The 15271-nt window shown below is 34.0% G+C and carries 14 protein-coding genes; 7 read left to right on the top strand and 7 right to left on the bottom strand.

Translation table 11 applies throughout. From position 1 onward, the window contains the following. From UH7x_RS12260 to UH7x_RS12245, 4 genes are all read left to right on the top strand, one after another. Positions 1 to 420, top strand: coding sequence for a hypothetical protein (locus tag UH7x_RS12260; protein WP_482360212.1), 420 nt, complete (start codon positions 1 to 3; stop codon positions 418 to 420). Positions 421 to 453: 33 nt separating this feature from the next. Then, on the top strand, positions 454 to 804 hold the full coding sequence (locus UH7x_RS12255; protein WP_482360211.1) for a DoxX family protein: 351 nt from the start codon (positions 454 to 456) through the stop codon (positions 802 to 804). Positions 805 to 827: 23 nt separating this feature from the next. Then, complete coding sequence (locus UH7x_RS12250) at positions 828 to 1532, top strand: haloacid dehalogenase type II (RefSeq protein ID WP_482360210.1); 705 nt, start codon at positions 828 to 830, stop codon at positions 1530 to 1532. Positions 1533 to 1678: 146 nt separating this feature from the next. Further along, positions 1679 to 1816, top strand: a complete 138-nt coding sequence (locus tag UH7x_RS12245; RefSeq protein ID WP_482360209.1) for a hypothetical protein — start codon at positions 1679 to 1681, stop codon at positions 1814 to 1816. A gap of 82 nt (positions 1817 to 1898) precedes the next feature. Here UH7x_RS12245 and UH7x_RS12240 read toward each other — a convergent pair whose 3' ends face one another. The 4 genes from UH7x_RS12240 to UH7x_RS12225 form a co-directional block, all read right to left on the bottom strand. Further along, positions 1899 to 2780, bottom strand: a complete 882-nt coding sequence (locus UH7x_RS12240) for a bifunctional 5,10-methylenetetrahydrofolate dehydrogenase/5,10-methenyltetrahydrofolate cyclohydrolase (protein WP_482360208.1) — start codon at positions 2778 to 2780, stop codon at positions 1899 to 1901. 74 nt (positions 2781 to 2854) lie between these two features. After that, positions 2855 to 4192: a signal recognition particle protein gene (gene ffh, locus UH7x_RS12235; RefSeq protein WP_482360207.1), complete on the bottom strand. Its 1338-nt coding sequence runs from the start codon at positions 4190 to 4192 to the stop codon at positions 2855 to 2857. Between the two features lie 134 nt (positions 4193 to 4326). Next, positions 4327 to 4785, bottom strand: coding sequence for a hypothetical protein (locus UH7x_RS12230; RefSeq protein ID WP_482360206.1), 459 nt, complete (start codon positions 4783 to 4785; stop codon positions 4327 to 4329). Positions 4786 to 4820: 35 nt separating this feature from the next. After that, positions 4821 to 6581 carry a hypothetical protein gene (locus UH7x_RS12225; protein WP_482360205.1) on the bottom strand — a complete coding sequence of 587 codons (1761 nt, stop codon included), beginning with the start codon at positions 6579 to 6581 and terminating at the stop codon, positions 4821 to 4823. A gap of 44 nt (positions 6582 to 6625) precedes the next feature. Between UH7x_RS12225 and UH7x_RS12220 the strand changes: the two genes are divergently transcribed. The 3 genes from UH7x_RS12220 (at position 6626) to UH7x_RS12210 (ending at position 10746) form a co-directional block, all read left to right on the top strand. After that, positions 6626 to 7198, top strand: coding sequence for an RNA polymerase sigma factor (locus UH7x_RS12220; RefSeq protein ID WP_482360204.1), 573 nt, complete (start codon positions 6626 to 6628; stop codon positions 7196 to 7198). Between the two features lie 118 nt (positions 7199 to 7316). Then, the gene (locus UH7x_RS12215; protein ID WP_482360203.1) at positions 7317 to 8231 is read left to right on the top strand and encodes a FecR family protein; all 915 of its coding nucleotides are present in this window, start codon (positions 7317 to 7319) and stop codon (positions 8229 to 8231) included. Further along, positions 8212 to 10746 (top strand): TonB-dependent receptor, encoded by a 2535-nt coding sequence (locus tag UH7x_RS12210; RefSeq protein WP_482360202.1) that lies wholly within the window; start codon positions 8212 to 8214, stop codon positions 10744 to 10746. The genes UH7x_RS12215 and UH7x_RS12210 overlap by 20 nt, the downstream gene beginning before the upstream one ends. On the opposite strand, the gene UH7x_RS12205 is transcribed toward UH7x_RS12210, so the two are convergent. The 3 genes from UH7x_RS12205 to argS form a co-directional block, all read right to left on the bottom strand. Next, complete coding sequence (locus UH7x_RS12205; protein WP_482360201.1) at positions 10730 to 11554, bottom strand: zinc-dependent peptidase; 825 nt, start codon at positions 11552 to 11554, stop codon at positions 10730 to 10732. The two genes, UH7x_RS12210 and UH7x_RS12205, sit on opposite strands and share 17 nt — an antisense overlap. A gap of 58 nt (positions 11555 to 11612) precedes the next feature. Next, positions 11613 to 13241 carry an FAD-dependent oxidoreductase gene (locus tag UH7x_RS12200; protein WP_482360200.1) on the bottom strand — a complete coding sequence of 543 codons (1629 nt, stop codon included), beginning with the start codon at positions 13239 to 13241 and terminating at the stop codon, positions 11613 to 11615. A gap of 138 nt (positions 13242 to 13379) precedes the next feature. After that, positions 13380 to 15167 carry an arginine--tRNA ligase gene (gene argS / locus UH7x_RS12195; protein WP_482360199.1) on the bottom strand — a complete coding sequence of 596 codons (1788 nt, stop codon included), beginning with the start codon at positions 15165 to 15167 and terminating at the stop codon, positions 13380 to 13382. Positions 15168 to 15271 lie beyond the last annotated feature (104 nt).

The raw sequence follows: 15271 nt of genomic DNA, 5'->3' as shown, positions 1-15271 counted from the left end.
ATGAAGAATTCAGTAAAAATACTAACAGGAATATTAGGTTTTATTATGCTAGTGCCCGGTTTGGCAAAGTTCAAAGAACCTTTTAAAACATTTATTTATAAGCATCTGACCTTAATCGGTTTTCCGTTGCCAGACCTTATGCAATACGTTGTTAAGTTCAGTGAAGTTGGGGTAGGTTTGGTACTATTGTTTTTAGCATTTAAAGGGAATAGCTTAAATCAAAAGCTTAGAGAAAAGATATTTTACCTGGGCAACCTAACTATTGTACTTATGATGATCGTTGCGGTATACACGCACTTGCATCCGGCGGTGCCTGCAGAGATATTACCAATGGAGCACAAACCACCCGTAATGCCTATAGCTTATATAATTTTGGTGATTGCAAATGTGTTCTTATTTAGAAAATCTGCTAACGCTTAATAAATATAAATAATTCATTTAACCACCTTGAGCATGAATACCAATAAGATTATTTATTACGTAACCACAGGAATATTTACATTGGTAATACTTTTTTCTGCTGGTATGTATTTTTTTAATCATGAATATATTAAAACGGCTTTTGTAAGCCTGGGCTATCCAACTTATTTAATTTACCCATATGCTACGGCTAAGTTGTTCGGTTTATTTGCCATTTGGAACCCTAAGTATTATTTGATTAAAGAATGGGCATACTCTGCATTTTTCTTTGCAATAACATTAGCATTTTTTGCGCATATCATGGTCAGTGATGGTGAACAAATGGCAGCCGTAATTGCTTGGGTGGCATTGGTAGTTTCTTATATTTATAGTAAAAGGATTTAATCACATTAAACGAAGATTGTAATATGGATACTATTATAGCGCATAAAAATATACGTCCAAAAGTATTGTTCTTTGATGTCAACGAAACACTTTTAGATCTTACAAAAGTTCAAAAGAAAGTAGGTGAAGCTTTGGGCGGAAGAGAAGATTTACTCACCCTTTGGTTTACGACGATGTTGCAGTATTCATTAGTGACTTCGGCTAGTGGTCAATACAAACCCTTTGGACATATTGGTGCTGCCGCATTACAAATGGTAGCGGCAAATCATGATATTAATTTGTCTGAAGAGGAGGCTCGTACAACTATTTCTGAGTCTATGGGTAACTTACCCGCGCACCCAGAGGTAATAGATGCACTTACACAATTAAAAAATGCCGGATACAAATTAGTAGCCTTCACCAATTCATCTAAAGACGGATTAAAAAAGCAATTTGAATATGCCGGATTAACCGAGTATTTTGATGAAATGCTAAGTGTAGAACCAACCGGAAAATTCAAACCTTTTACGGAAACCTACGCATGGGGAGCAAAACAAATGGGTGTAGAACTAGAGGAATGTATGCTCATTGCAGCTCACGGCTGGGATGTTGCCGGAGCCCTTTGGGCGGGATGGCGAGCAACTTTTATTAGTAGACCTGGTCAACAGATTTTTCCCTTAGCGCCAAAAACAGAAATAGTAGCGCAGGACTTATTAAAAGCTGCCGACAAATTGGCAAGCTATGATTGAAGCAGGTGCAATTTATAATTTCACTATTGTTTTATGATTAATCGCACATTGTAATTGCCTAGGGTCGTATTCGAGAATAAGAAAAGATTGTTTTTTTCGTTATCTAAGAACAATTTGATTATCTCAAAGCACTAAACCTCACCAGTATGAAAAAAATTCTAGCAATCTGTTTGATTTTCACATCAATAGTTGCCATGAGTAGTTGCGATTATGATGATAGCAATGATATCGATGTATTAACGCCACACGATAGTATTGTAGATAACACAGAAGAATCTACCTGAATTTATTTAATAGCGTTATCTATTCATCCAATAATAGTTGAAGGACGTTTAATATCATTTTAAAACATCTAATGAAATACTCCTATTTACTACGATGACGTTCTCTTGCTAACAGTGTGTTTTTTAACAACATTGCAATAGTCATTGGTCCTACACCACCAGGAACTGGAGTTATATATGAGGCCTTTTTACTAACATTTTCAAAATCTACATCACCGGTAATATAATACCCACGCTCTCTAGATTCATCTGGCACTCTGGTAATACCCACATCAATAATTACAACATCATCCTTCACCATTTCAGCTTTAAGGAAACCAGGAACTCCCAAGGCAGAAATAATGATATCTGCTTGTGTAGTAATCTGACTAATATTCTTAGTTCTACTATGTGTTAAAGTAACTGTTGAATTTCCTGGAAAACTTTTACGACCCATTAAAATACTCATCGGCCTACCTACAATATGACTACGACCAATTACAACGGTGTGCTTGCCTTGTGTTTCTACTTGGTACCGCTCTAAAAGTTCTAAAATTCCGAAAGGCGTTGCTGGAATAAATGTACTCATATCAAGCGCCATTTTACCAAAATTCATCGGATGAAAGCCATCCACATCTTTATCTGGATCTACAGCCATTAATACACGTTGCGTATCTATTTGTGGTGGTAACGGAAGCTGTACAATAAAACCATCAATATTAGGGTCAGCATTAAGCTCGTGAATCTTTTTTAATAGTTCTTGTTCTGAGGTTGTATTCGGCAAACGAACCATGGTAGATTCAAAGCCAACACGCTCACAAGAACGCACCTTACTACCCACATAGGTTAAACTAGCTCCATCATTACCAACAATTACAGCTGCTAAATGCGGTACTTTTTCACCACGTTCCTTCATCTGAGCTACCTCAGCAGCAATTTCCTCCTTAATTTGATTTGATATTTTCTTACCGTCTAAGATTTCCATAAAAACGCTATTGGTCCACTATATTATTATCTAACTCTGATTTTGGCTCTTCATTAATTATCTTGAACATGAATCTATCGCATACCATTCATGCCACCCATCATTTGCATCATCTTTTTACCGCCACCGCCTTGCATCATTTTCATCATCTTACTCATTTGATCAAATTGCTTCAACAATTGATTTACATCTTGTACTTGGCGACCACTACCCTTTGCAATTCGCTTTTTACGACTTACATCTAATTTTGAAGGATTAGCTCGTTCATCGGGGGTCATGGAATGGATTATTGCCTCAATATGTTTAAAGGCATCGTCATCTATATCTAATCCCTTTAAGGCTTTACCGGCTCCTGGAATCATACCCATTAAGTCTTTAAGGTTACCCATTTTCTTAATCTGCTGAATCTGACTCAAGAAATCGTCGAAACCGAACTTATTTTTGGCGATTTTTTTCTGAATTTTACGCGCTTCCTCTTCATCAAATTGATCTTGAGCTCTTTCCACAAGTGAAATAACATCACCCATACCCAAAATTCTATCAGCCATACGGTCGGGATGAAAAACATCAATTGCCTCCATCTTTTCACCAGTACCAATAAATTTAATTGGCTTATCTACTACTGATTTAATCGAAATAGCTGCACCACCGCGAGTATCACCATCTAACTTAGTTAATATAACGCCGTCAAAATTTAAAATATCATTGAAGGCTTTTGCCGTATTTACAGCATCTTGCCCTGTCATAGAATCAACAACAAAAAGAGTTTCTTGCGGTTCGATAGATTTATGAATGTCTGAAATTTCATTCATCATCTTTTCGTCAACAGCCAAACGACCTGCTGTATCTACAATTACCACATTAAAACCTTCTGCCTTTGCTTTAGCTATACCTGCCTTAGCAATTGAAACTGGGTCGTTATTATCGCGATCAGAATATACCTCTACACTAATTTGCTCACCTACAACATGTAACTGATCAATAGCCGCTGGTCTGTATACATCACAAGCTACTAATAAAGGTTTCTTAGATTTTTTAGTTTTTAAATAATTAGCCAATTTACCTGAAAAGGTGGTTTTACCAGAACCTTGAAGACCAGACATTAATATTACCGATGGATTTCCAGAAAGGTTAATACCTTCAGTTTCACCGCCCATTAATTCTGTTAGTTCATCTTTAACGATTTTCACCATTAATTGACCTGGCTGTAATGTAGTAAGTACATCTTGGCCCAATGCCTTCTCCTTTACCCTATTGGTAAATTCTTTGGCAATTTTAAAATTAACATCGGCATCAAGTAAGGCTCTACGTACCTCTTTAGTTGTTTCTGCTACATTTATCTCGGTAATTTGGCCATGTCCCTTTAGTACATGCAAGGCTTTATCGAGTTTCTCACTTAAATTGTCGAACATAGTCTTATTGCTTTTTGAAGAAAGGCAAATTTAACAATAACTATGGGAAACTCGAGAAAATATCAACTAAAAAAGCACCCATCTAAGACGAGTGCTTTTTATGATTGTGGGGCATTATGTGGGACTTCTAAATATTATTTTTCAAAAGTGAGTAATGATATACCGTCATCTTCACTATCTGTATACTTTAATTCGATTTGTGAATCTGTATATTTCTTAACCTGCCAATCTTGGCTTAATTTTTTAAACTTATCTGGAGATGAAAAATGAACATCAAAATCGACAGCACTTGTTTCATCATCACTTCCACTTTTTACCAACCAAGCTCCTGAAAGCGAACTATTTCCATCAGTAGTAGCTAAAGTTCCATTTTCATTAAAAATGAATGTAAAGTCAGCGTAGTCCGTTGTTAAATCGTTTTGAGCATCAAAATAGTGGGTTATTTGCCAATTGCCAGACATTACAATCGCTTTTATTTCAGTTACATCTGCAGCAGTAATCATGACATCGACTGTATTTTCATTTTTTTCGCAAGAACTAGTAACAAACATTAATACTGTAATTGCAATTAGGTTAAGGATTCTTTTTTTCATCTGTAGTTTATTTGGGGTTAAACGAAAAATGATATTTATTTCTGAAATGTTAAGGTTCTTGATGTTCCATCTTCATTATGTATAGTTAACAATAAATGATTGGCGGTATATTCTACAACCTCCCATATCGCATTTAATTCTGTTCGTTCACTCGTTTGATCAAAATTTAGATAAACCACTAATTTGTTTTCTTTATTTCTTGAAACACGCCACAAACCTAAATTAGTATCTGCTGATTGATATAACTCCACTGAAACTTTATCATTAGCTAAAAAGCTATATAAATCACCTTCATAATCTTGTGTAAGTTCTCGTTCATTATCGACATAACCGTATATATGCCATGACTCACCTAACATATAGTTTCTAACCGTTACCACATTCGTATCATCATTATTATCATCACAAACTCTTTGCAAATTCAATTGATTTGTAGCATCTGAAGTATTAAATATTAAGTAGGTGTCTTGAAGACTCTCTAATGACCAATCGTAATGAATTCTTGGTTCATTGTACATATCAATGGAAAGTATTGTTCTATCTTGCTCATTTAAGTTTATGCTCCATGTTCCTTCAGAAACCATTTGCCCACCACTCATTACAACAGTTTCATCTTCATTAAAAACAAACTTATAGCCCTGAAGCATATCTGAGGTTTCACCAATAACAACATTACTATTTACTACCCATTCACATTGCAATAGTACATTGCGAAGTGGGTTTTTCTCAGGAACAACTATCTGACAATCGGTAACTATTATAATTTCACTCTGTTCTTCTGTATAAAATTTGACTTTCCCTTGTTTAATTTCATAGACATACCATTGTTTATTGAAATCTGCCAAATCATCAAAATGAATCTCTACTAATAAATCATAATCAACCATTCGAGTATTCCATTCGCCTATGACTGTATTCCCAGCTTTATCAACCGCCTTTACAGCATTGTCACTATCAAATTCTAACACATACTTTTTGTAATGTTCAATTTGACTAATAGCATTCTTTTTAAATTCAATAATTGACCAAGGACAATCAACTAATAATGCATCAAGACTTTCTTTTGTATAATCATCATCATTATGATTATCATCATCATCTTCATCACATTGATCAATAGCAGCTGTAATGGTATTTGAAATTTCATCTAAAGAGTTAACAACCAATTCTGTGCTATTATTCATTTTAAATGTCATAGGAAATTGTACAGTCAATTTATCACTTTCATTTAAACTTGCAATAAACCGCCTGAGCTCAAAATCACTTTTAAAGGTATAGTTGTCAAGAATTTGAATATTAGAATCAAATGTGAAGACCTTTATTGGATAAACGATATCAATACATTCAATATCATCATCAATACCCCCTTCTAAACATAGTTTTGCAGCAGCTACTAATTCCTCTTTATTACTAAGTACTACTTCTGTATAATCTCCTAAAACTATGGTAATAGGAAAATTGATAGTTAACAAATCTTCATCAGTATCAATAGCATCAAAAATCTCTTCAACTAATATGAGACCTTCTATAGATTCTATTTCTATTTGTTGCTCATTTGCCCAAACGGTATATGGGAAATTAATATCAAAGCAACTGGATCCATCTATTATGTTATCCCATGAACCATCATTGGAAGTAGTTCGGGCTAATAAATTTACAGTTGATGAAGAAGCAGATAACGATTCTTGTTGATCCTCATCTTGTATTACAACATGCTTTTCTTTTTGACATGAGATAAATGCAAGTACTAGAACCATTAAGCCCACATACAATACACTCTTTAAAACCTCTCTCATAATCTATATATTAACAAGCTAATACCATCTTAAAACAATACCAAATGAAAATACCCTACCCTTTTTTCAAATATTTTAAAATATCTTTGGTAAAAACCATTCCATTGAAACCTGAAATAAGTAACAATATTTGCGATGAATCTGTATTTGATACGGTATTCAAAAGTAATTCTAAAACGGTTTTTAACTTCATATATTATAAATTCGGAAACGAAGAAAAGGCTTATGATGCCGTACAAGAAGCTTTTGTAAAGTTATGGGAAAACTGTGCAAAAGTTACCCCCGAAAAGGCAAAATCATATTTATATACCGTTTCCAACAACTTATACCTAAATGTTATTAAAGCAGAAAAGGTACGTTTGAAGTATGCCGACAAGAAGTTAAAAACAACGAATGAAACCCCAGAATTTATAATGGAGGAAAATGAATTCAGAGCAAAACTAGAAAAAGCACTTAACGATTTACCAGAAATTCAACGAACCACTTTTCTATTAAACAGAATTGATGGTAAAAAATATGCCGAAATAGCTGAAATGGAAGGTGTTAGCGTAAAAGCAATAGAAAAACGCATACATTTAGCATTGAAGTCTCTACGAGAAAAAATAGATGGTATTTAGCAGTTTACAGCTGTAATTGAAGACTATTTCATAAAATAAACCGCATAATTACTTAAATCAGATTCCAAAAGGTAGGGTTTTTCCTGAATTAGTTGTTAATAACATATAAAGCTCCAAAATGATACAAGAAAATCACTTGGCAAAATGGCTTAATAATGAGCTTTCTGAAGAAGAATTGAATACTTTCAGTAAAACTGAAGAATTTAAATCATATCAGAAAATTGTTGCCGCTACCGATAACTTGAAATCCCCTGATTTTGATGCAGAAAAATCATTACTCGATTTTAAGAGTAAAACTAACGGTATAGCACCTAAGGTAATAGCCATGAGGCCTTACAAGAAATTCTTCAAAATTGCTGCTGCAATAGCAGTACTTTTAGTTTGTTCTTATTTTTATCTGAATACACTTGGTGAAAATGTAGCCACTCAATTTGCCGAACAAAAAGAAATAACATTACCAGATAATTCTGAAATTGTTTTAAATGCCGATTCTAAGATTTCTTATGACAAAAAGAATTGGGCTACAAAAAGGAATATTAAACTGGATGGTGAGGCCTTTTTTAAGGTTGCAAAAGGAGAAAAATTTACGGTAATAACCGAAAATGGTACTGTTTCTGTTCTTGGTACACAATTTAATGTAGAAAATAGAAATGACTATTTTGAAGTTAGTTGTTACGAAGGATTGGTAAGTGTAATTCATGATGGTAAAGAAACTAAACTGCACGCAGGTAATTCTTTTCTTGTAATAAACGGGAAAATTGCTAACCTTGATGCCCCTAAAAATGGTCATCCATCATGGATTGACAACGAAAGTACTTTTAAAAGCATACCTCTAAAATTTGTTTTAGCCGAATTTGAAAGACAGCATAATGTTACCACAACTACTGATAACATTAATGTTGACCAATTATTTACTGGTGCGTTTAGCAATACAGATATAAATCTAGCGTTAAAAAGCATAAGTGTACCTTCACAATTAAAGTTTAAATTAGAAGGGACAAAAGTGCTCTTCTATGCCGAAAACATGCCGTAATTTTATTATCGGAAGACTACTTGTTCTACTGGTATTTATGTTTTTACAAACGACCATAGGGCAAGAAGAAAGAACACCAAGAATATACCTTACCTCCTATTTACAAGATTTAGAGCATAATTTTGATATCAAATTCTCTTATACCGATGCCGCTATAAATTCTGTAGAAATCGCGCTTCCCTCAGAAGAAACACTTGCAGCTATTATTCAGAATATCCAACTTCAAACTCAAATTTCTATTCAGAAATTAGACGAGAGATATTACGCTCTAATTAAAAATACTTCTATTGACATCTGTGCTACAGTACTAGATAATTTTGAACAGAATACAGTGCCAGGTGCGACCATTCAAGTTCTAGAAAGCGAACATGCTACAACAACCGACTTGGTAGGTAAGTTTACACTAAAAAATATTCCCAGATCTGCGGTAATTCAAATAAAACACATTGGATATAAGACGCTATTTGTTACTGCGGAAGAATTAGCGAATCAGCTAAATTGTGCTACCTTATTACTTACAGTTAACTATCAACAATTAGAGGAGGTTGTGGTATATAAATTTCTAACTACAGGCATTAGCAAGCAATCAGACGCAAGTTTTAATCTTAATCCCGCCAAATTTGGAATACTACCCGGACAAATAGAACCCGATGTATTACAATCTATTCAGTCACTACCCGGAATTAAAAGTATTGACGAAACTGTTTCAGATATTAATATTCGTGGCGGAACGAATGACCAAAATCTAATTTTGTGGAACGGCATAAAAATGTATCAATCCGGACATTTCTTTGGATTAATTTCGGCTTTTAATCCCTATTTAACGGATAATGTCACCCTAGTAAAAAACGGAACCAGTGCTGTTTATGGTGGTGGAGTTAGTGGCATTATTGATATGCATACCAAGAATACTATAGCAGAAGAATTTACAGGTGGAGCAGGCGTAAACTTAATAAACGCTGATGTTTTTACGCAGTTGCCATTAACAGATAAACTGGCATTTCAATTTTCTGCCCGCCGATCATTGACTGATTTTTTTGATACTGGCACTTATGGGCGTTTTCGTGATCGTGTTTTTCAAGATAGTGATGCCATCGAAAGTGATGAAAGTTTTTACTTCTACGATTTTACTGCCAAAGTGATTTACAATATTAATGAAAATCAAAAATTGAGATTTAGCCTAATTAACACCATTAATAGACTTGATTATTCAGAAGTTAATACCATGAGTTCTTCAAACACGAATAGCGTTTTAGACCAATACAATCTATCGTTTGGTGCAAATCTAGAAAGCAAATGGTCAAAGAAATTCACATCTAATTTAAATATATACCAAACCCAGTATAGATTAAACGCTAGAAATACTGAAATAAACAATGGAGTTCAACAGCTATTTCAAAATAACAAAGTACTTGAAAACGCTGTTAAACTTACCACTAACTTTAGTCTTAATTCCAATCTCAATTGGATAAATGGTTATGAATTAAATGAGACAGGCATCCTAAATGAAACCTTTGTGAATCAACCTCGATTTGAAAGTAATATTCTCGATGTCCTCATAAAACATGCTGTTTTTAGCGAAATAAAACTTAATAGTGAAGATGAAAAATGGTTTGCTAGTATTGGCGGAAGACTAACTCATTTTAACAACATAGACACTTTTAAAGAGTTTATTATAGAACCAAGAATAAATTTAAATTATAGTTTTGCTAATAAGTTTAAGGTAGAAATACAAGGTGAATTTAAGAGTCAAGCTATCAATCAAATCATTGATTTAGAACAGAACTTTTTTGGTGTAGAAAAAAGAAGATGGATTATTTCTGATGGTACAAAATTACCACTTACTAAAAGTAAGCAAGGTTCTATCGGAATTAATTATGATGAAGAAAATCTTTACGTAGGATTAGATGCATTTTATAAGTACGTTGATGGAATAAGTACCGCAACCCAGGGCTTTCAAAACCAGGATCAATTTAATGGCCAACTTGGCAACTATGATATTAAGGGTGCAGAATTTTTAATCAACAAAAGAGCTAAAGATTACAGTGCATGGTTGAGCTACACCTTCACTTTAAACAATTACAATTTTGAAGGTGTTGTACCACCAAATTTTCCAAATAACTTAGATGTAACACACAATTTAACCCTTGCTGGCTCATACACGGTTAATAACCTTAAATTGAGTGCAGGCATCAATTATAGAAGTGGTAAGCCTTTTACCGAACCTGATGCCGACAACCCAATTGATAATACTTTTTTTCCCGTAAGTATTAATTATAACCCTGCCAATAGTAGTCGACTACCCTTCTACTTCAGAGCAGATGCTTCAGCTATTTATAATTTTAAAACCAATGGAAAGTTGAAAACGTCCATAGGTATTTCGGTATTAAATTTTACGGATCGAATTAATCTTCTCGACTCCTATTACAGGATAGACACTAATGGTGAAATTGAAACTATTGAAAGTATGTCTCTTGGGTTAACCCCGAACATTAACTTTAGAGTAGCCTTTTAGGAGGAATTGCTATCGGTGCTTGAAGAAAATCAAAATTTAACATGCGTTGTATAATCGTATATAACTCAGGAAAATCATTTAAAAAAGTACTAGGCGTTTCAACATAATTTTCTACTGCAACAGAGAAAAACTCCTGTAAATTTGTTAGTCCATATTCACGAAAGTATACCGACGCCGCCAATTTTACTTGAAAATCTTTATTGGTAAAAAGTTCTTTTATTTTTATAAGCCCAACTCTAAACTTTCGCGCCTCCCAAGTATTCTTTTTTACCATTTCAAAACTTAAGGCATGTCCAAATTCATGCATGGCTAAGTTTATATTATCATCTGGAATTTTAAACCCTTTGAATATAGTATCAGCAGAAAAAATAACTGCTTTAAGCCTAGGATTGTATTCCCCTAAATGATGTCTTTTATTAATTCTAGAATAATATTTAGAAGGATAAATGATAATTCTCAATACAGAACGAGTCATTCTATAATCTTTCAATCCCAAAGTCATTAATATGGCTGAAGCACTTAATAGTAATTTTAGTTCTTCCTTTTTCTCCATATCCCCATAAAACACAATTTTCTTTCTGCTCCGAAACCAACTTATCCTTCGGTCGCATTTTTCTTTTATTTGTAGTGGCAGTTTAAGGTATATCGGAAAAGTATTGCCGAGAAATGCTTTTTCTGCAGGAGTCAGCGGCTTTAATCTTATAAAAGGGTTGATTTGATATATGCCCAAGGCATAATAAATAAAATAGCATATACAGCCAATAACATAGACATAAAAAAATATACGCGCATTTAGAGTAACTAGCATTAACTTATAACTAAAGTGCTGTATATAAATTGCACCCTTATCTTGGAGACTTTACTTCTCACTTCGTTAAAATCTGTCCTTTTTTCTCTAAGTCCGTTTTTAGTGTTGCATAATCCACTTCTTGTACTGGTATATTTTTATCTATTGCTAAAACTGCCGCAGCCGCAGCAGATTGACCTAAAATCATAAATACAGGTTCCATTCGCATAGACCCAAAGGCAATATGACTTGAGGACACACAAACAGGGACTAATAAATTTGTGCACTCTTCTTTTTTAGGTACTAAAGAACCGTATGAAATTTCGTAAGGCCCACTTGTATTAACCCCAATATCACCTTCATTTTGAACAAAACCATCTTCTTTAATATATCGTTGTACATTATGAGAATCCATCGTATAAGACCCCATACCAACAGGATTTGGAGTTGGTCGCTTTTTTAATAATTCGTTTTCTGTCATTACATGATGTCCAATCATTCTTCGCGCTTCTCTCACATAAATCTGATGCGGCCAATTACCATTATCTGTAAATTCATCTTTGGCCAAGCCCCATTTTTGCATTTCGGACTGAATGTCTTTTGGCACTCTTGGATCATTTGCTACAAACCAATAAAACCCTTTTTGATAATCCTCATGTTCCTTTATAATCTCTTTTCTGCGTTCATAAGTCGCTTCGGGATAATCGTAATTCATACCTATATTATCACTGCTTAATGGACCATGATTATTAGTATCTGTTTTATAATTAGGGATAGCATCAAATTTTTCAAAAAAATCTTTCCTACCTGTAGTTAAGGATCGAGCCAACAATTCATAATCCATCGGGTCGTAATTAGTAGGTTTTGGAAACGGTAATCTATTTGCTTCATTATGGGTCATACAAGTTCTAAAACAGTACGCTTGTATTTTATCATCACCACTATGTTTTTCTCCCGGAGCCTCTGCAGAAACACGGGGTAATATACCACTTGATGGGTCTCCCGGAACTACATATGGTGAAACATCCGACATAAACCAATGTTTATGATGCAATACACCAGTTTGAACACCGTTCCATTCTTCGCCGTAAATATCTCTACCTTCACGACCAACATGATAACTCACTCCAGATGCTGCCATTAAATCACCTTCGTAGGTTGCATCTAAAAACATTTTACCCGAATAAGTTTTACCACTTAATGTTGTGATGGTTATAATTTCACCATTTTTAACAGCAACGCCATTTTGGCGATTAAGCCATTCATTTCGATCAACTCGAATTTTATTTTCTTTTATAAAATCTTCAAAAATATTCTCAGCCACATGTGGTTCAAATATCCACATAGTTCGACTTTCACCATCCATTGCTCGCGTACCCTGTCCTTTATTACCATATGCCTCTTTTGGTTGCCAGTTCCATGCTTCTTTTGTATTATAATGCATAAAAACTCTATGATAAAATTCTCTAGACAAACCACCAATCACACTTTTATCACCGGTATCTGTCCAACCAAGTCCGCCAGAAGTTAAACCCCCTAAATGTATATCTGGAGAAACTATAATTACCGATTTGCCAGATTTTTTGGCCTCTACCGCTGCAATAACTGCAGCTGATGTTCCGCCATAAATAATAATATCTGCAGTGGATGTAGCAGATTTATTTTGACCATTAGATACAATAGAAACAGCTAACGTAAGGGTTAGCATTAGGACGAATGTTAGTTTGGATATTTTCATCCTTAAATATAATAATTAACAACAATATACATGCGTCTAAAAAAAACGCATACTGTTATTTTTGTTATAGAATAATTAAAGAATTTATGACACTTGTAAGGGATAATATTACATTCTTTCTGGAACTTCGATGCCTAATAATTTAAAGGCAGATTCAATTACCTCACTAACTTTTTTAGAGAGTTGTACTCGTAATACCTTTTTCTGTTCATCACTCTCTCCTAATATTGACACCTGCTGATAAAAAGAATTAAATTCCTTTACCAAATCATAGGTGTAGTTTGCTATTAAGGCTGGACTATAATTTTCTGCAGCTAGTTGAATTATTTCTGGGAATAACTGAATTTGCTTAATTAGTTCTTTCTCTTTTTCATGCAACTGCAAAGTCTCATCTAACTCTGTTGTAGAAGCAACATTTGTTTTAGCTGCCTTTCTAAGAATCGATTGAATTCTTGCATAGGTATATTGAATAAAAGGACCGGTATTACCTTGGAAATCTACTGATTCTTCCGGATCAAAAAGAATTCTCTTTTTAGGGTCCACTTTTAAAATATAATATTTCAAGGCCCCTAAACCAATCATTTTGTATAAGGCCGATTTCTCATCTTCTGAATAGCCTTCTAGTTTACCTAAATCTTCAGATATCTTAGCAGCAGTAGCCGTCATATCAACCATTAAATCATCTGCATCAACCACAGTGCCTTCTCTACTTTTCATTTTACCACTTGGCAAATCTACCATACCATAGCTTAAATGATGTAAGTTTTCTGACCATGAAAAGCCTAACTTCTTCAGAATTAAAAACAAAACTTTAAAATGGTAATCTTGTTCATTACCAACGGTATAAACCATACCTTCTACATCAGGATAATCCTTTACACGTTGTATTGCTGTACCAATATCTTGAGTCATGTAAACCGCCGTACCATCTGAACGTAATACTATTTTTTCATCTAGACCTTCATCAGTAAGGTCTATCCAAACACTTCCATCATCTTTAGTAAAAAACACGCCATTTTCTAGACCTTCAGCAACAAAATCTTTTCCTAATAAATAAGTATTACTTTCATAATATAAAGTGTCAAAATCTACACCTAATTCTTTATAAGTCTTTTCGAATCCATCATAAACCCAGCCATTCATTTTCGACCATAAAGCAACCACCTCTTCATTTCCAGCCTCCCATTTACGAAGCATTTCTTGAGCCTCAACTAACAAAGGCGCTTCTTTTTCGGCAACTTCTTTTTGAATACCACTTTCAACAAGTTTTGCAACTTCAGCCTTATATGCTTTATCGAAAGCCACATAGTAATTACCAACTAACTTATCACCTTTTAATCCTGTGCTTTCAGGGGTTTCTCTATTTCCAAACTTTTGCCATGCCAACATACTTTTGCAAATATGAATACCACGATCATTAATAATCTGAGTTTTATATACTTTTTTACCAGATGCTTTTAGTATTTCAGAAACAGAATATCCCAATAGGTTATTTCTAATATGCCCTAAGTGGAGCGGTTTATTTGTATTAGGTGAAGAATACTCGACCATAACAGCACCAGTATCACTACCATTTACAAACCCATAATCAGTCTTATCTTTTATCGAATTAAAAAAGTTTAGATACAAAGCCGGACTAATTACTAAATTTAAAAAACCTTTTATGACATTAAAACTAGTAACATGATCAAGTTCTGATACAAGGTATTCTCCTATTTGATTTCCAATCTGTACCGGATTACCCTTTAAAACCCGTAACATCGGAAAAACCACAATAGTAATATCACCTTCAAAATCTTTACGAGTAGGTTGAAATTCAACAGATGGCAACTCCGTATTAAAAATAGTAGAAATCGCCTCTTTAACTTTGGACTCTAAAACAGCTTGAATGCTCATTAAATATAGTTTTATCGGCTGCAAAACTAATCATTTTTTACGCTTTTATTGGTAATACCACACTCAATAACCAAAGATTGATTAACTTAAGAATGCTTATGTAA

It is taken from the genome of Aurantibacter sp. UH7 (assembly GCF_056839165.1).
Note: the sequence above shows the minus strand (reverse complement) of the source record. Positions and strands in the feature narration are given on the sequence as shown.